This window comes from Pseudomonas alkylphenolica (assembly GCF_000746525.1).
GTDB lineage: Bacteria > Pseudomonadota > Gammaproteobacteria > Pseudomonadales > Pseudomonadaceae > Aquipseudomonas > Aquipseudomonas alkylphenolica.
In genome coordinates, this window is the sequence record NZ_CP009048.1 from 5,537,717 (window position 1) to 5,552,569 (window position 14,853).

Annotated in this window: 16 protein-coding genes and 1 other RNA gene; 9 read left to right on the forward strand and 8 right to left on the reverse strand. The window is 63.1% G+C overall.

Translation table 11 applies throughout. The annotated features are described in order from the left end of the window. Window positions 1–63: 63 nt before the first annotated feature. From PSAKL28_RS25300 to PSAKL28_RS25325, 6 genes are all read right to left on the reverse strand, one after another. Window positions 64–1,065, reverse strand: a complete 1,002-nt coding sequence (locus tag PSAKL28_RS25300; RefSeq protein WP_038615691.1) for an extracellular solute-binding protein — start codon at window positions 1,063–1,065, stop codon at window positions 64–66. A gap of 115 nt (window positions 1,066–1,180) precedes the next feature. Then, entirely contained in the window at window positions 1,181–2,398 is a 1,218-nt protein-coding gene (locus PSAKL28_RS25305; RefSeq protein ID WP_167335158.1) for a 2-octaprenyl-3-methyl-6-methoxy-1,4-benzoquinol hydroxylase, read from the reverse strand. 9 nt (window positions 2,399–2,407) lie between these two features. Continuing rightward, complete coding sequence (locus PSAKL28_RS25310; protein WP_038615696.1) at window positions 2,408–2,890, reverse strand: DUF4442 domain-containing protein; 483 nt, start codon at window positions 2,888–2,890, stop codon at window positions 2,408–2,410. Window positions 2,891–2,892: 2 nt separating this feature from the next. Beyond that, entirely contained in the window at window positions 2,893–4,086 is a 1,194-nt protein-coding gene (ubiH, locus tag PSAKL28_RS25315) for a 2-octaprenyl-6-methoxyphenyl hydroxylase (protein ID WP_038615698.1), read from the reverse strand. Beyond that, window positions 4,083–5,417, reverse strand: a complete 1,335-nt coding sequence (pepP, locus tag PSAKL28_RS25320; RefSeq protein WP_038615701.1) for a Xaa-Pro aminopeptidase — start codon at window positions 5,415–5,417, stop codon at window positions 4,083–4,085. Before pepP ends, ubiH begins: the two co-directional genes overlap by 4 nt. 22 nt (window positions 5,418–5,439) lie before the next feature. Continuing rightward, on the reverse strand, window positions 5,440–5,994 hold the full coding sequence (locus PSAKL28_RS25325; protein WP_038615703.1) for a YecA/YgfB family protein: 555 nt from the start codon (window positions 5,992–5,994) through the stop codon (window positions 5,440–5,442). 152 nt (window positions 5,995–6,146) lie between these two features. Here PSAKL28_RS25325 and PSAKL28_RS25330 point away from each other — a divergent pair, with 152 nt between their 5' ends. From PSAKL28_RS25330 to PSAKL28_RS25340, 4 genes are all read left to right on the forward strand, one after another. After that, entirely contained in the window at window positions 6,147–6,356 is a 210-nt protein-coding gene (locus PSAKL28_RS25330) for a TIGR02449 family protein (RefSeq protein WP_010221172.1), read from the forward strand. Next, on the forward strand, window positions 6,353–6,670 hold the full coding sequence (locus PSAKL28_RS25335; RefSeq protein WP_038615705.1) for a cell division protein ZapA: 318 nt from the start codon (window positions 6,353–6,355) through the stop codon (window positions 6,668–6,670). Before PSAKL28_RS25330 ends, PSAKL28_RS25335 begins: the two co-directional genes overlap by 4 nt. Window positions 6,671–6,688: 18 nt before the next feature. Continuing rightward, a non-coding RNA gene (gene ssrS, locus PSAKL28_RS27245) (6S RNA) lies at window positions 6,689–6,866 on the forward strand. Between the two features lie 83 nt (window positions 6,867–6,949). Then, complete coding sequence (locus PSAKL28_RS25340) at window positions 6,950–7,558, forward strand: 5-formyltetrahydrofolate cyclo-ligase (protein ID WP_038615707.1); 609 nt, start codon at window positions 6,950–6,952, stop codon at window positions 7,556–7,558. Between the two features lie 18 nt (window positions 7,559–7,576). Here PSAKL28_RS25340 and PSAKL28_RS27950 read toward each other — a convergent pair whose 3' ends face one another. Continuing rightward, window positions 7,577–7,717, reverse strand: a complete 141-nt coding sequence (locus PSAKL28_RS27950) for a hypothetical protein (protein WP_165392175.1) — start codon at window positions 7,715–7,717, stop codon at window positions 7,577–7,579. Between the two features lie 180 nt (window positions 7,718–7,897). Here PSAKL28_RS27950 and PSAKL28_RS25345 point away from each other — a divergent pair, with 180 nt between their 5' ends. The 4 genes from PSAKL28_RS25345 (at window position 7,898) to PSAKL28_RS25360 (ending at window position 13,237) form a co-directional block, all read left to right on the forward strand. After that, window positions 7,898–8,347 carry an EVE domain-containing protein gene (locus PSAKL28_RS25345; RefSeq protein WP_038615710.1) on the forward strand — a complete coding sequence of 150 codons (450 nt, stop codon included), beginning with the start codon at window positions 7,898–7,900 and terminating at the stop codon, window positions 8,345–8,347. 92 nt (window positions 8,348–8,439) lie between these two features. Further along, entirely contained in the window at window positions 8,440–9,399 is a 960-nt protein-coding gene (locus tag PSAKL28_RS25350; RefSeq protein ID WP_038615712.1) for an HlyD family secretion protein, read from the forward strand. After that, entirely contained in the window at window positions 9,396–12,119 is a 2,724-nt protein-coding gene (rbbA, locus tag PSAKL28_RS25355; RefSeq protein ID WP_038615714.1) for a ribosome-associated ATPase/putative transporter RbbA, read from the forward strand. The genes PSAKL28_RS25350 and rbbA overlap by 4 nt, the downstream gene beginning before the upstream one ends. Further along, window positions 12,119–13,237, forward strand: a complete 1,119-nt coding sequence (locus tag PSAKL28_RS25360; protein ID WP_038615716.1) for an ABC transporter permease — start codon at window positions 12,119–12,121, stop codon at window positions 13,235–13,237. Before rbbA ends, PSAKL28_RS25360 begins: the two co-directional genes overlap by 1 nt. A 12-nt stretch (window positions 13,238–13,249) precedes the next feature. Here the strand turns inward: PSAKL28_RS25360 and PSAKL28_RS25365 are convergent, their stop codons facing one another. Beyond that, a complete protein-coding gene (locus PSAKL28_RS25365; RefSeq protein WP_038615718.1) occupies window positions 13,250–13,654 on the reverse strand; it encodes a flagellar basal body-associated protein FliL in 405 nt (134 codons plus the stop codon). A gap of 216 nt (window positions 13,655–13,870) precedes the next feature. Here PSAKL28_RS25365 and PSAKL28_RS25370 point away from each other — a divergent pair, with 216 nt between their 5' ends. Beyond that, window positions 13,871–14,848, forward strand: a complete 978-nt coding sequence (locus tag PSAKL28_RS25370; RefSeq protein WP_038615720.1) for an NADPH:quinone oxidoreductase family protein — start codon at window positions 13,871–13,873, stop codon at window positions 14,846–14,848. Window positions 14,849–14,853 lie beyond the last annotated feature (5 nt).

Genomic DNA, 14,853 nt, shown 5'->3' on the forward strand with positions numbered 1-14,853 from the left:
ATGTCAGTCATAGTGCAATCTCGGGGCAAGCCCGCTCCCACAGGGGCCCATCAGGGCCCCGACTTAGTTCCAGCCAGCCCGATCCATCAAGCGAATTGCCTCAGCCTGACGCTTGCCTGCGATTTCAACCGGGATGGTGTCAGCCTTGAACGTACCCCAGGCCGCCACTTCTTCCGACGGTGCGACTTTCGGGTTGGCCGGGAATTCCTGGTTCACGCCAGCGAAAATCTTCTGCGCTTCTTCACCGGTCATCCACTCGACCAGTTTTGTCGCGGCTTCAGGATGCGGCGCGTACTTGGTCAGGCCGATGCCCGACAGGTTGACGTGCACGCCACGGTCGGCCTGGTTCGGCCAGAACAGCTTGACCGCCAGGTTCGGGTTTTCCTTGTGCAGGCGACCGTAGTAGTAGGTGTTGACGATACCGACGTCGCACTGACCGGCGTTGATGGCTTGCAGCAGGGCGGTGTCATCGGAGAACACGTCGGTGGACAGGTTGTTGACCCAGCCCTTGATGATTTCCTCGGTTTTCTTCTCGCCGTGGGTTTCGATCAGGGTCGCGGTCAGCGACTGGTTGTAGACCTTCTTCGCCGTACGCAAGCACAGGCGCCCTTCCCAGTTCTTGTCGGCCAGGGCTTCGTAGGTGCTCAGCTCTTCGGGCTTGACCCGCTCGGTGGAGTAGGCGATGGTCCGCGCGCGCAGGCTCAGGCCGGTCCAGTCGTGGGACGAGGCGCGATACTGCTTGGGAATGTTGGCATCGATGACTTCCGATTTGATCGGCTGCAGGATGCCCATCTGCTCGGCTTGCCAGAGGTTACCGGCATCGACGGTCAGCAGCAGGTCGGCGGTGGCGTTCTGCCCCTCGGCCTTGATCCGCTGCATCAGCGGCGCTTCCTTGTCGGTGATGAACTTGACCTTGACCCCGGTCTTGGCGGTATAGGCGTCGAACACCGGCTTGATCAGCTCGTCGATGCGCGAGGAATACACCACCACCTCGTCCGCCGCCTGGGCGGTACCGCCCAACAGGGTCAGAGCCAGGGCGGCCAATACGTGCTTGCGTGGCAACATGGTGCAGTCCTCGGAGTTCAAATAGAGGCGCAAATGGTAGTTAATCCCATTTGCCTTCTCAACCGAACTCACCGGGGAGGAGTTACCAGATGTTACGGCAACCGAAGAACCGGCTTCAGGCCTTCGCCAGTTCTGGCAAATCACCACTGAGCCCCAAGGCCTGACGAACGAACAGCGCCTTGGCTTCAGGCAGTTGCTCAACCCATTTCAGGCCACTGTTGCGCAACCAGCGCAGTGGCAGCGGGTCGGCCTGGAACAGGCGCTCGAAGCCTTCCATGGCCGCCATCAGCGCCAGGTTGTGCGGCATGCGACGACGCTCGAAGCGGCTCAATACGCGCTCATCCGCCAGTCGCTCACCACGCTCATAGGCATGCAGCAGTTCTTCGGCCAATACCGCGGCATCGAGAAAGCCCAGGTTGACCCCCTGCCCGGCCAACGGGTGAATGGTGTGCGCGGCGTCACCGATCAAGGCCAGGCCTTCGGCCACATAGCGTTTGGCATGACGCTGGCGTAGCGGCACGCAAAGCCGTGGATCGGCCTGCAACACAGCGCCCAGGCGCCCTTCGAAGGCGCGTTCGAGTTGCGCGCAGAAATCAGCATCGTCGAGCTTCATCAAGCGCTCGGCCTGTTCCGGGGTGGTCGACCAGACAATCGAGCACCAATCCTGCTGGCCATCGCGGATCAGCGGCAGGAAGGCCAGCGGTCCGTCGTCGGTAAAGCGTTGCCAGGCGGTCGCCTGATGCGGCTCGGCGCAGCGCACGCTGGTGACAATGGCGTGGTGCAGGTAGTCCCACTCGCGGGTCTCGCAGCCGGTCAGGCGCCGCACCGCCGAATTCGCGCCGTCAGCGGCGATGACCAGCGGCGCACGCAACGTGCGGCCATCGGCGAGGGTCAGCAGCCACTCGTCACCGGAACGACGCATCTGCTCCAGGCGTGCGTTGGCCAGCAGACCGACTTCACTGTCATGCAGACGTTCCAGCAGGCCATCCTGTATCACCCGGTTCTCGACGATATGCCCCAGCACCTCGGCATGCACGCTGGCCGCCGAGAAATGGATCTGACCGGTGCCGCTGCCGTCCCAGACACGCATGTCCGAATAGGGACTGACACGCCGCTGCTCAATCCCCTGCCAGGCACCCAGGCGTTCGAGGATGCGCTGGCTGGCCATCGACAGGGCACTGACCCGCGGTTCGAAGGCGGCCTGCTCATCGAAGGGTTTGATCGACAGCGGACTGCCGTCGAGCAGGAGAATCTCCAGGCCACTGTGCTGCAATGCCAGGGCCAGGGCGCTGCCGACCATACCGGCACCGACAATCAACAGATCTGCGCGCATTTCCATGCCTTAAGCCTGTCTCGCTTGCGGCTTGAGCCGCACGTAAAGGGTTTTGTCGACCTGCGCCACCAGCTCGCCGGCAGCGTCACGGATATCGACCTGAAGTCGTGGCAGGTATTTCTTGCCGCCCGCCGTGTGCTCGCGGATATCCGCCAGCAGCTGATCGTCGATGCGCAGTTCAGCGAACACCGGGCCTTTGCCCGGAGTGATGAAATCGATACTGGCGGCCTTGTCCCAGACAATGTAATCGCGGCCGAGCAGTTCCATCAGCATCAGCATGTAGAACGGATCGACCATCGAATACAGGCTGCCGCCGAACTGGGTGCCGACGTAGTTGCGATTGAACCAGCCCAGGCCCAGGCGCACCTTTATCTGGCGCAAGTCCGGACTGATGCTTTGCACGTGAATGCCGGCACCGATATAGGGCGGATAAAAGTTCAGCCGCCAGCGCAGCCTGCGCGCACGCCGTGCCAGTTTGCGCGGATCGTCCATGCTCAGCTCCGTGGGTCCGGACGGGTTCCCAGGCCCATGGCCTGGCGGGCAAACCAACGCTTGGCCGGCGGCAACAGGTCGAGCCCGAGCAACCCCAGGTTACGTCCGGTGGCAACCAGCGGTTGCGCACTGCCGAACAGGCGGGTGACCCGGTCGGAGAAGCCGACGGTCAGGTCCTGGTCGAGGCGCTGACGCTCGCGATAGGCCTGCAGCGTGGCAAAGTCGCCCGGCACGGCAGGGCCTGCCAGCAGGTCTTCGGCCAGCGACTGCACATCGCGCAGCGACAGGTTGAAGCCCTGCCCGGCAATCGGGTGCAGGCTGTGGGCGGCATTGCCCAGCACCACCAGGTGCGGACGTACCTGCTCCTGGGCTTCAATCAGCGACAAGGGGTACAGATGCCGTGCGCCGACCTGGCGCAACAGGCCCAGACGGTAGCCGAACACCTCCTGCAACTCGCTCAGGAAGCTGCGTTCATCCAGCTCGGCCAGGCGTTTGGCGTCCATCCCGGCGCGGGTCCAGACCAGCGCACAACGGTTTTCCGGCAGGGGCAGCAAGGCCATCGGGCCTTCGTCGGTGAAGCGCTCGAACGCCTGACCACAGTGAGCTTCGCTCGGAGTGATGTTGGCAATCAGCGCGCTCTGGTTGTACGGGCGCTGGCTGACATGGATGCCCAGTTGCTCGCGCAGGCCGGAGCGGCCGCCGTCGGCGAGCACTGCCAGGTCGCACTCAACCTGGGTATCGTCATTGAGCGACAGGCGATAACCGTCTTCCAGCGCCTGCATGGCGGTCACTTCAGCCGGGCAACGCCAGCTCACCACCTCGGCATCCAGGCCTTTCCACAGGCACTGCCCCAGCCAGGCGTTTTCCACTACATAACCCAGAGCGGGAACCCCTTCCTCCAGCGCATCCAGGCGCGTGGCGCCAAAGCGGCCACGGTCGGAAACCTGGATCTGGCGAATCGGTTCGGCCCGGCGGCTGATCTGCTGCCACAGGCCCAGGCGCTCATAAATCTGCCGGGTACCGAAGGACAACGCCGAGGAGCGTGCGTCATAGCTCGGCTGATAACTGTCGCCCGGTGCGAAGGGTTCGATCAGCAGGATCTTCCAGCCGCGCGCCTTGGCGCCCGCTTGCAAAGCAAGCGCCAGACTGGCGCCGACCAGGCCACCGCCAATGATTGCCAGGTTCACCCGGTTCATGCCGCGGCACTGCGCGCAGCAGCCATCAAGGCTTCGATTTCAGCGACCGTCTTCGGCACACCTGAGGTCAGGATTTCACAGCCCTGCTTAGTTACCACTACGTCATCCTCGATACGTACACCAATGCCGCGCCACTTTTTCGCGACACTCTGGTTGTCGGCACCGATATAGATGCCAGGTTCCACCGTCAGCGCCATGCCGGGCTCAAGTACGCGCCACTGGCCACCGACCTTGTACTCGCCGACATCGTGCACATCCATGCCCAGCCAGTGTCCGGCGCGGTGCATGTAGAAGGCCCGGTAGGCTTCGCTTTCGATCAGCTCCTGGACCTTGCCCTTGAGCAGCCCCAGCGCCACCAGCCCTTCAGTGATCACCTGAACCGTCGCCTCATGGGCGTGGTTCCAGTGCTTGCCCGGCGCGATGGCGGCAAACGCCGCTTCCTGGGCCTTGAGCACCAGCTCGTAGATCGCCTTCTGCTCCGGCGAGAACTGCCCGCTGACCGGGAAGGTTCGGGTGATGTCGCTGGCGTAGCAGTCGATCTCGCAACCGGCGTCGATCAATACCAGATCACCGTCCTTGAGCAGTGCATCGTTCTCCTGGTAATGCAGGATGCAACTGTTGCGTCCGGCGGCGACGATCGAGCCGTAAGCCGGCATCTTCGCCCCGCCTTTGCGGAACTCGTAATCCAGCTCGGCTTCCAGGCTGTACTCGCGCAAGCCCGCACGGCAGGCCTGCATGGCCCGCACGTGAGCCCGCGCGGAAATTGCCGCGGCCTCGCGCATGACTTTCACTTCTGCCGCCGATTTATACAGGCGCATGTCATGCAGCAGATGATCCAGGGCAACGAACTCGTTCGGCGGCTGGGCGCCAAGACGCGCCTTGGAGCGGATCACGTTGATCCATTCCATCAGGTGGCGGTCGAATTCCGGATTGCTGCCCATGGCCGAGTAAACCCGGTCGCGGCCTTCGATCAGGCCGGGCAGGATGTCGTCGATATCGGTGATGGGGAAGGCGTCATCGGCGCCAAAGTCGCGGATCGCGCCTTCCTGGCCGGCGCGCAAGCCATCCCATAGCTCGCGCTCGGGGTTGCGTTCACGGCAGAACAGCACGTATTCGCCGTGCTCACGGCCGGGAATCAGGGCGATGACCGCTTCAGGCTCGGGGAAGCCGCTGAGGTACTGGAAATCGCTGTCCTGGCGGTACACATGCTCGACGTCGCGGTTGCGGATGGCAACTGCGGCGGCGGGCAGGATGGCAATACTGTTGGGTTCCATCTGCGCCATCAGCGCCTTGCGTCGACGGGCGTATTCCGACTTGGGGATATGGCTCATGGGCAGTGGAGTCCCTCAGCAATCAGTGCAGCGAAGGTTTGGCGGCAGGCTCGACCGGCTTGGCCAGCTCCGTGTACAGCAGCAGCGGCGCGACGCGCAGGTATTCCATCACTTCCATGTAGTCGCTTTCTCCGTCTTCGGATTCTTCCAGGGCGTCCTGGACCTGGGAAATCGCGTCCAGATCCTGCAAGATTTCGTTGGCCTCGACGCTCAGGGTCAAGCCACCCGAGTTCAAGCCAAAGCCATAAAGGAAACCTTTGCACCACTCACCCAGGGCCGCAGCCCGGTCGGTCAGCGTGGCGTCATCGCCCGGCAGCAGCAAGACAACAGTGATATCGTCGCCGGTGAGTTCGCCTTTGACCATCTCCTGCAGGCCGATCAAAGCGTTACGAACGTTGTCTGCCGGATCGTTTTCCAGCAGGTGGGCGGCGTCGGCCAGCCAGGCCTCGGCATCGAAGCCGGCACCGGCGCAGCTGCGGCCGAGCAACAGCCCGTGCAGTTCGGCAGGGGAAACAGGATGCCCGTTGCTGCTGAGCAAGGTGGCGAAAGCGGTGTACGGCGAATTGGTATTGGGCATGGGCAACTAGGCGCCAGACGGCGCAATGACTAGAATGAAGACCTTGTATCCTAGCACCGGCAGGCGCGCCAAGACCATCGACGTGGCCAACTCGGGGCAGGCCGGGGCATAAACCGGGCAACCACCCCCAGAGCGAATCGAGTGGGCAACCAATGCAAGAGAACGATCTGCAAGCGCTGATGGGCCGATTCGAACTGCTGATTGAGCGAGTCGAGCAACTAAAACGGCAAAACGCACTCCTATTAGCTCAGGAAAAGTCCTGGCGCGAGGAGCGCGCCCACCTCATCGAAAAAAACGAAATCGCCCGGCGTAAGGTCGAATCGATGATTTTGCGACTCAAGGCCCTGGAGCAAGACTCATGAGTTCAAGCAATAGCGTCACCGTTCAGATCCTCGACAAAGAATATTCGATCATCTGTCCGCCCGAAGAGCGCAGCAACCTGGTCAGCGCCGCACGCTACCTGGACGGCAAGATGCGCGAAATCCGCAGCAGCGGCAAAGTCATCGGTGCCGACCGGATCGCCGTGATGGCCGCGCTGAACATCACCCACGACCTGCTGCACAACCAGGAACGCCCTGAAGCGCCAGCAGGCGGCGCCAGCCGTGAACAGGTGCGTGACCTGCTCGAACGGGTCGATCAGGCACTGGCCGACGATCAAGATTCAAATAAGGGCTGAGTATCGGTATACTGGCGCCACTCCCTGGAGTGCTTGCCAGTCGGTCATGTCCCTGAGCCGATACGCACAACCACGGGGGTTGCACGTGGGGCCGGTGTGCATGTCCGCTTGACGGAAAGCCTTAACGCCTCCTGCAATCTCCACCTTGAACTTTCGGGTTCAAGGGCTACACCGACAGCGGTTCGTCGGGGAGCCTGAATTACCTTTGCTCGCGTTGTTGCGCGGGCAAATCGAGCTGCCGCCCTGCGCCAGGCAGCCCTCTCTGGGAACGCCCGTGCCATGACCGACACCGCGCCGCTCACCCGCCCCCAACTTCGCCGCCTGTTACGTGATGCCCGCCGCGCCTTGAGCCCGGCCGAGCAACGTCAGGCCGCGCTTGGACTGTACCGGCAACTGGCCCAGCATCCGCTGTTCCGCCGCGCCCGCCACATCGCCCTGTACCTGCCCAATGATTGCGAGATCGATCCACGTCTGCTGCTGCGCGAAGCCCAGCGGCGCGGCAAGCGCACCTATCTTCCGGTGCTGCACGCCTGGCCGAGAAGCAAAATGGTCTTTCAGCGTATCGAGCACGGCGAAAAGCTGCGGCCCAACCGTTTTCGCATCGCCGAGCCGCACATCAATCTGGCACGGCAACGGCCGATCTGGGCGCTGGACCTCATCCTGCTGCCACTGGTGGGGTTTGATGAAGTCGGTGGCCGGCTGGGCATGGGCGGTGGCTTCTATGATCGAAGCCTGGCCTATCAGGCACGGCGCAAGGCATGGAAAAAGCCCTTGTTGTTAGGCTTGGCCCATGAGTGTCAAAAAGTCGAGCGACTGGCCCAGGCCAGTTGGGATGTACCACTGCAAGGAACGGTCTCGGACCGTGGCTGGTACCTGGCGCCCGTCTGAAAAGGCGCCAGCAGGCGATTAACGCTGTTGCGGATTGACCGGCATCTCGTACGGAGCGTCGAGTTTGCGCTCCCACAGGCTTTGCGCATAACCGGTAGTGACCACACCCAAACCGAACAGAAACACCAGAATCCAGAGCAAGTCCGGTTTGCGATTCATTGATTGCCCCCCTCAGGCAAACTGATCACGTTGTCAGCAACGTTTTTTAATGGTTGCGGCAGCGTCAAGCTTGAAAGTGGCGCATTCTCCGACAACCTGAGACGACACGCAAACCTTGACGCCAACCGACTGTCGGTTTCATGCAACAGGTTATTTCAAATTTTTACCAGGAGCAGCCCCATGGCCTATTGGCTGATGAAATCCGAGCCCGATGAACTCTCGATCAAGGATCTGGCACGCTTGCAGCAAGCGCGCTGGGACGGCGTTCGCAACTATCAGGCACGCAATTTCCTGCGCAGCATGGCAGTGGGCGATCAGTTTTTTTTCTACCACTCCAGCTGCCCTGAGCCGGGCATCGCCGGTATCGCCCGGATCAGTGCCGCCGCCTACCCCGACCCGACCGCCCTCGATCCGCAAAGCCATTACTTCGACGCCAAGGCCAATGCCGAGAAAAACCCCTGGAGCGCTGTCGACGTTGCCCACGTCGAAACCTTCAGCAAGGTGCTGGGCCTGGGCTACCTCAAACAACAGACCGCCCTCGCCGAATTGCCACTGGTGCAGAAAGGCAGCCGCCTGTCGGTCATGCCGGTGACCCCTGAACAATGGGCCGCAGTACTCGCTCTGCGCTAAACCGGGTAGGATGCTATCTATTTGACCAACATCAACGCACCAGGATCGGTGCCGCGTCACACTCTGACGTGAATGCAGCAGGATGCAGACTGATGAGCCAACATACCCCGAAATTTTTCGCCGGCGCCTTGATCGCCCTGCTTGTGGCCGCAGGTGGCCTGGGTTACTGGAAATCCCTGCACGATCGTCTGCCCGATGGTCTGAGCATGGGTAACGGCCGCCTCGAAGCCACTGAAGTGCAGATCGCCAGCAAGATCCCAGGGCGCCTGGCCGAAGTGCTGGTCGACGAAGGCGACAAAGTTCGCCAAGGCCAGCTGCTGGCGCGTATCGACACCCGCACCCTCGAGGCCCAACGCAATCAGGCTGAAGCCGAAGTGCTGCGGGCCCAGGAAAACTACGCGGCGGCCCAGGCCAATGTGCAATTGCGCCAGAGCGAGCAGCTGCTGGCCAGCCAGGAGCTCAAGCGGGTACGGGAAATTTTCCAGCGCAAATACGCCAGCCAGCAGTTGCTCGACCAACAGCAGGCGCGCTACGACACCGCCTGTTCCGCAGTGGTCGCGGCGCGTGCTCAATTGGCCGCGATCAAGGCCGCGATCGGCGCCGCCCAGGCCCAGGTTGCGCAACTCACCAGCGAGATCGACGACAGCAGCCTGCGTGCGCCCATCGACGGCGTCATCCAGTTACGCCTGGCCGAGCCTGGCGAAGTGCTCGGTGCCGGTGGCCGGGTATTGCTGCTGATCGACCCTAACGACCAGTACATGAACCTCTACCTGCCGGCTTCGACTACCGGTCGCCTGACCGTCGGCGATCAGGCCCGGGTGGTACTCGACGCCCTGCCGGAAAAGGCCCTGCCGGCGAAAATTGCCTTTGTCGCCGCCAAGGCCCAGTTCACCCCGAAGCAGGTGGAAACCCGCGACGAACGCCAGAAGCTGGTGTTCCGGGTCAAGCTGCGCCTGACCGAGCCCAGTGCCGTGCCACAGGCCAAACCCGGCATGCCCGGTGCGGGCTATGTGCGCACCGCTGAAGTGGACTGGCCGGCCAACCTGCAATGAACGCACTGGCGCTGCAGGCCGAGGGCATCCGCCACCGCTACGGCAAGCTGGATGCCCTGCAGGACATCACCTTCAACCTGCCGGCCGGCACCCGCTGCGGCCTGATCGGCCCGGACGGTGCCGGCAAGTCCAGCCTGCTCGGGCTGATTGCCGGGGTGAAAAAGCTGCAACACGGTGAGCTGTCGGTACTCGGCGGTTCGATCCGCAAGCGCCGTCACCGCAACAGCCTGTACCCGCGCATCGCTTTCATGCCGCAGGGCCTGGGCAATAACCTCTACCCGGAACTGTCGATCAGCGAAAACATCCGCTTCTTCGCCACCCTGTTCGGCCTCAGCGCCGCCGAGTGCGAGCAGCGCATGCACAACCTGCTGCTGGCCACCGACCTCGCCCGCTTTGCCGAACGGCCGGCGGGCAAGCTGTCCGGCGGCATGAAGCAAAAGCTCGGTTTATGTTGTGCGTTGATCCACGAACCGGACCTGTTGATCCTCGACGAGCCGACCACCGGCGTCGATCCGCTGTCGCGCAGGCGCTTCTGGGAACTGGTCGAACAGGTGCGCCAGGAGCGGCCGCAACTGACCCTGCTGGTGGCCACCGCCTACATGGAAGAGGCCGAACAGTTCGAACATTGCCTGATGCTCGATCGCGGCAGATTGATTGCCGCGGGGCTCAGCCACGAGCTGGCCAATGTCACCGCCAGCGGCAAGCTGGATGATGCCTTCACCCACTATCAAGGCGACAGCGCACACAACGCACAGCCGCTGCAGATTCCACCGCGCGCTGACGGCGACACGACGATTGCCATCGAAGCCCATGAGCTGACTCTGCGCTTCGGTGACTTCACTGCGGTGAACAAGGTCAGCTTCGCCATTGGCCGTGGTGAGATTTTCGGTTTTCTCGGCTCCAACGGCTGCGGCAAGACCACCACCATGAAAGTGCTCACCGGCTTGATGCCGGCCAGTGAAGGCAGCGCCATGCTGTTGGGCCGCCCGGTGGACGCCAAGGACCTGGCCACGCGCAAGCGGGTTGGCTTCATGTCCCAGAGCTTCTCGCTGTATGGCGAGCTTAGCGTGCGGCAGAACCTCGATCTGCACGCGCGGCTTTTCGACCTGCCCAAAGCCGAAAGCGCGCCGCGCATCGTCGAGCTGATCGAGCGTTTCGACCTCGGCGCCATCGCCGACCAGCAATCCGGCGCCCTGCCCCTGGGCCTGCGCCAGCGCCTGTCATTGGCGGTCGCGGTACTGCATCGCCCCGAGGTACTGATCCTCGACGAACCCACTTCAGGGGTCGACCCGGCCGCCCGCGATGACTTCTGGCGCTTGCTGATCGAACTGTCGCGCGATCAGGGCGTGACCATCTTCCTGTCCACCCACTTCATGAACGAAGCGCTGCGCTGCGACCGCATTTCCCTGATGCACGCCGGCAAGGTACTGGCCTGCGATACGCCGGCGGCGCTGCAACAACAGTTCGCCGGTGAAACCCTCGAAGACGCTTTCGTCACTTGCCTGGAACAGGCCCAGGAGCCGAGCGAAACGCCTGCGGCCACCGCCCAGCTGGATGCGCCCGCCTCGACAACGCCAATGGTCATGTCGCAAGGTTTCAGCATCCGCCGCCTGTTTGCCGTGGCCACACGCGAAGGCAAAGAACTGCTGCGCGACAAGGTACGCCTGGCATTCGCCCTGCTCGGCGCCGTGTTCATGATGGTGATTTTCGGCTACGGCATCTCGCTGGACGTGGAGAACCTGGCCTTCGCCGTCTATGACCAGGACCAGAGCCCGCAAAGCCGCGCCTACCTCGAAGCCTTCCGCGGCTCGCGCTACTTCGCCGAGCAAGCACCGATTCGCGACTCGAAACAGTTGCACCAACGCCTGCAGCGCTCGGAAATCAAACTGGCTCTGGAGATCCCACCCGGATTCGGTCGCGACCTGCACGCCGGGCGCCAACCGGTGGTGGCCGCCTGGCTCGACGGTGGCATGCCGTTTCGCGCCGAGACCAGCCGCAACTACGTCGAAGCGGTGCACCAGGCCAACCTTGAACAACTGGCAGCGCTGAGCAGCAAGGCGCAGCCCGGACAATCGCCGGTGCGCCTGGAAACCCGCTTTCGCTACAACCAGGATGTGGTCAGCGTGAATGCCATCGGCCCCGGGGTGATGGCGCTGATCCTGGCCTTCATTCCGGCCATGCTCACGGCGCTGGGGATTGTCCGCGAGAAAGAGCTGGGCTCGATCACCAACTTCTACGCCACGCCGCTGACCCGCCTGGAATTCCTCCTCGGCAAACAGGCGCCGTACCTGGCAATCAGCCTGATCAACCTGGCGCTGCTAGTGGCCATGAACCGCTGGCTGTTCAATGTGCCGTTCAAAGGCAGCGCCCTGGCCCTGGCCTGTGGCGGTCTGCTGTACCTGCTGGCAACCACCAGCCTGGGCCTGCTGATCTCGGCCTTCACCCGCACCCAGATTGCCGCGATCCTCGGCACCATGATCATCACCAGCCTGCCGACCATCCAGTTCTCCGGGCTGATCGTGCCGCGCTCCTCGCTCGACGGCTCGGCGGCGCTGATGGGCCAACTGTTCCCGGCCGGCTACTTTCTCGACATCGCCGTCGGCACGTTCACCAAGGCCCTGAGCCTGCGCGAGCTGTGGCCACAGTGCCTGGCGTTGCTGGGCTTCTTCCTCGGTTTCACCGGCCTGAGCCTGGCCATGCTGAAGAAGCAGGAGGTCTGATGCATCGCTTGGCACACACCCTGCGCCTGGGCCTCAAAGAGCTGACCAGCCTGCGCCACGACAGCGTACTGCTGCTGTTCCTGCTGTATGCCTTCAGCGTGGCGATCTACATGCCGGCCGCGGGATCGATCATCGGCGTGCACAACGCCAGCGTGGCGGTGATCGACGAAGACCACAGCCTGCTTTCACGCAAGCTGGCCGAGGCCCTGCAACCACCCGAATTCCAGACCGCCGTGCCGCTGGCCTACGACCGGCTTGACCAGGCCATGGACAGTGGCCTGTACACCTTCGTCATCAACGTACCGGTCAATTTCCAGACAGACCTGCTCGCCGGGCGCTCGCCGGAGCTGCAGGTCAATGTCGATGCCACGGCCATGAGCCAGGCGTTCATGGGCGCCGGCTACATCGGGCGGATCTTCGAACGCGAACTGCTGGACTACGCCAACCAGGGCTCGGCGACAACCAGCAGCCCGGCGCTGATCAGCCCCAGGGCGCTGTTCAATCCGAACCTGGAAGGTGGCTGGTTTCTGGCGGTGATCCAGATCGTCAACAACATCACCATTCTGGCAATTGTCCTGACTGGCACCGCACTGCTGCGCGAACGCGAACACGGCACCCTCGATCACCTGCTGGTGCTGCCGCTGACGGCGCTGGAAATCATGCTGGCGAAGATCGGCAGCAACGCCCTGGTGGTGGTGCTGTGCACCTGGGTGTCGCTGGAAGTGGTGGTCAAAGGGGCACTGGGCGTGCCGTTGGCCGGGTCGCTGGGCTTGTTCCTGGCGGTGACCGCGCTGTATCTGTTTGCCAGTACCGCGCTGGGGATCTTCCTCGCCACCCTGGCCCGCTCGACCCCGCAATTCGGCTTGCTGGCGATTCCGGTGATCATCCCCATGCTCTTGCTGTCCGGGGGCAGTACGCCGCTGGACAGCATGCCGCAGTGGCTGCAGTGGGTCATGCAGCTTTCGCCCTCGACCCACTTCGTCAGCCTCAGCGCCGCCATCCTGTTCCGTGACGCCGGGCTGGCGGTGGTCTGGCCCGACCTGCTGGCCCTGGCTGCCATCGGCCTGGCGTTTTTCGCCGTTGCCCTGGGACGTTTTCGCCGCAGCCTGACGTCCTGAGGGCCGGGCGGGTTACTGCACGATCAGGTTGTTGAACAGCAGATCATCAACCAGCGGCTTGCCTTCTTCATTCTCCAGCACCTGCTGGACCTGCTTCAGGGCTTCCTGGCGCAGCTTTTCCTTGGCCTCGACATTGCTCATGCTTTCCAGGTTCTGCTGAGTGAAGAGCGCCACCAGCTGATTGCGGATCAATGGCTCGTGATGCTTCACCGCCGTCGCAGCAGCGTCACTGTTGACCCGCAGGGCGACGTCGGCTTTGTACACACGCAGCTTAGGACCGCCATCCAGGGCGTAATTGCCCACGAAGGGTGGGCTCAGGGAGATGTACGAGACCTTCGGTTCCCCTTCCTTGGCTTCTTCGGCCATGGCCGCCATCGGCAGCATCAGCGCCATTACCATCAAGATCCACGCTTTCACGAATTCGCTCCTCAAACAGTTGGCGCCAGCATACCAGTGGGAGGGGGCTTGTCCCCCGATGCAATGTTACTGACACACCGCGATCGCGGGGCAAGCCCGCTCCCACCGGCAGCCGCATAGCGGCTTATGTTGGCCTATCAGGGTGGGGCATGCTCGTTGACCCTCAACGTGCCCCACCTACACTTATCGGCCACTACGCGCAAAGGAATAGTCCCGATGAAAGCAGTGTTGTGCAAAACCCTGGGCCCGGCTCAGGGTCTGGTCCTGGAAGAGGTCGCAAACCCCGTACCGAAGAAGAACGAAATCCTCCTGGATGTGCATGCGGCCGGGGTCAACTTTCCCGACACCCTGATCATCGAGGGCAAGTACCAGTTCCAGCCGCCCCTGCCCTTCTCTCCCGGTGGCGAGGCGGCGGGGGTCATCAGCGCGGTGGGCGAGAAAGTCACTGATCTCAAGGTCGGCGACCGGGTCATGGCCCTGACCGGCTGGGGCAGCTTTGCCGAGCAGGTGGCAGTGCCAGGCTATAACGTACTGCCGATCCCTGAGCAAATGGACTTCACCCACGCCGCCGCCTTTGGCATGACCTACGGCACCTCGATGCATGCCCTGCAGCAACGCGGTCAGCTCAAGGCCGGCGAGACCCTGTTGGTGCTCGGCGCCTCGGGCGGTGTCGGGCTGGCGGCGGTGGAAATCGGCAAGGCCATGGGCGCACGGGTCATCGCCGCGGCCAGCAGCGCCGAGAAGCTCGCCGTGGCCAAGGCCGCCGGTGCCGATGAACTGATCAACTACAGCGAGCACAGCCTCAAGGACGAGATCAAACGCCTGACCGCCGGCAACGGTGTCGATGTGATCTACGACCCGGTCGGCGGCGATCTGTTCGACCAGGCCGTGCGCGGCATCGCCTGGAACGGCCGGCTGCTGGTGGTAGGCTTTGCCAGCGGGCGCATCCCGCAGCTACCGGTAAACCTGGCGCTGCTCAAGGGGGCGGCAGTGCTTGGCGTATTCTGGGGCGCCTTCGCCCAGCGTCAGCCAGCTGACAACGCGGCGAACTTCAAGCAACTGTTTGCCTGGTACGCCGAGGGCAAGCTCAAGCCACTGGTGTCGCAAACCTTCCCGCTGGCCGAGGCTGGAGCTGCCATCAACCTGCTCGGTCAGCGTAAAGCGCTGGGCAAGCTGGTGGTGACCCTGCGCTGAGCCAA

Bases quoted from the DNA above. Each gene is read 5' to 3' on its own strand.
- PSAKL28_RS25300 (WP_038615691.1), bottom strand. From the start codon at position 1,065: ATGTTGCCACGCAAGCACGTATTGGCCGCCCTGGCTCTGACCCTGTTG.
- PSAKL28_RS25305 (WP_167335158.1), bottom strand. From the start codon at position 2,398: ATGCGCGCAGATCTGTTGATTGTCGGTGCCGGTATGGTCGGCAGCGCC.
- PSAKL28_RS25310 (WP_038615696.1), bottom strand. From the start codon at position 2,890: ATGGACGATCCGCGCAAACTGGCACGGCGTGCGCGCAGGCTGCGCTGG.
- ubiH (WP_038615698.1), bottom strand. From the start codon at position 4,086: ATGAACCGGGTGAACCTGGCAATCATTGGCGGTGGCCTGGTCGGCGCC.
- pepP (WP_038615701.1), bottom strand. From the start codon at position 5,417: ATGAGCCATATCCCCAAGTCGGAATACGCCCGTCGACGCAAGGCGCTG.
- PSAKL28_RS25325 (WP_038615703.1), bottom strand. From the start codon at position 5,994: ATGCCCAATACCAATTCGCCGTACACCGCTTTCGCCACCTTGCTCAGC.
- PSAKL28_RS25330 (WP_010221172.1), top strand. From the start codon at position 6,147: ATGCAAGAGAACGATCTGCAAGCGCTGATGGGCCGATTCGAACTGCTG.
- PSAKL28_RS25335 (WP_038615705.1), top strand. From the start codon at position 6,353: ATGAGTTCAAGCAATAGCGTCACCGTTCAGATCCTCGACAAAGAATAT.
- PSAKL28_RS25340 (WP_038615707.1), top strand. From the start codon at position 6,950: ATGACCGACACCGCGCCGCTCACCCGCCCCCAACTTCGCCGCCTGTTA.
- PSAKL28_RS27950 (WP_165392175.1), bottom strand. From the start codon at position 7,717: ATGAATCGCAAACCGGACTTGCTCTGGATTCTGGTGTTTCTGTTCGGT.
- PSAKL28_RS25345 (WP_038615710.1), top strand. From the start codon at position 7,898: ATGGCCTATTGGCTGATGAAATCCGAGCCCGATGAACTCTCGATCAAG.
- PSAKL28_RS25350 (WP_038615712.1), top strand. From the start codon at position 8,440: ATGAGCCAACATACCCCGAAATTTTTCGCCGGCGCCTTGATCGCCCTG.
- rbbA (WP_038615714.1), top strand. From the start codon at position 9,396: ATGAACGCACTGGCGCTGCAGGCCGAGGGCATCCGCCACCGCTACGGC.
- PSAKL28_RS25360 (WP_038615716.1), top strand. From the start codon at position 12,119: ATGCATCGCTTGGCACACACCCTGCGCCTGGGCCTCAAAGAGCTGACC.
- PSAKL28_RS25370 (WP_038615720.1), top strand. From the start codon at position 13,871: ATGAAAGCAGTGTTGTGCAAAACCCTGGGCCCGGCTCAGGGTCTGGTC.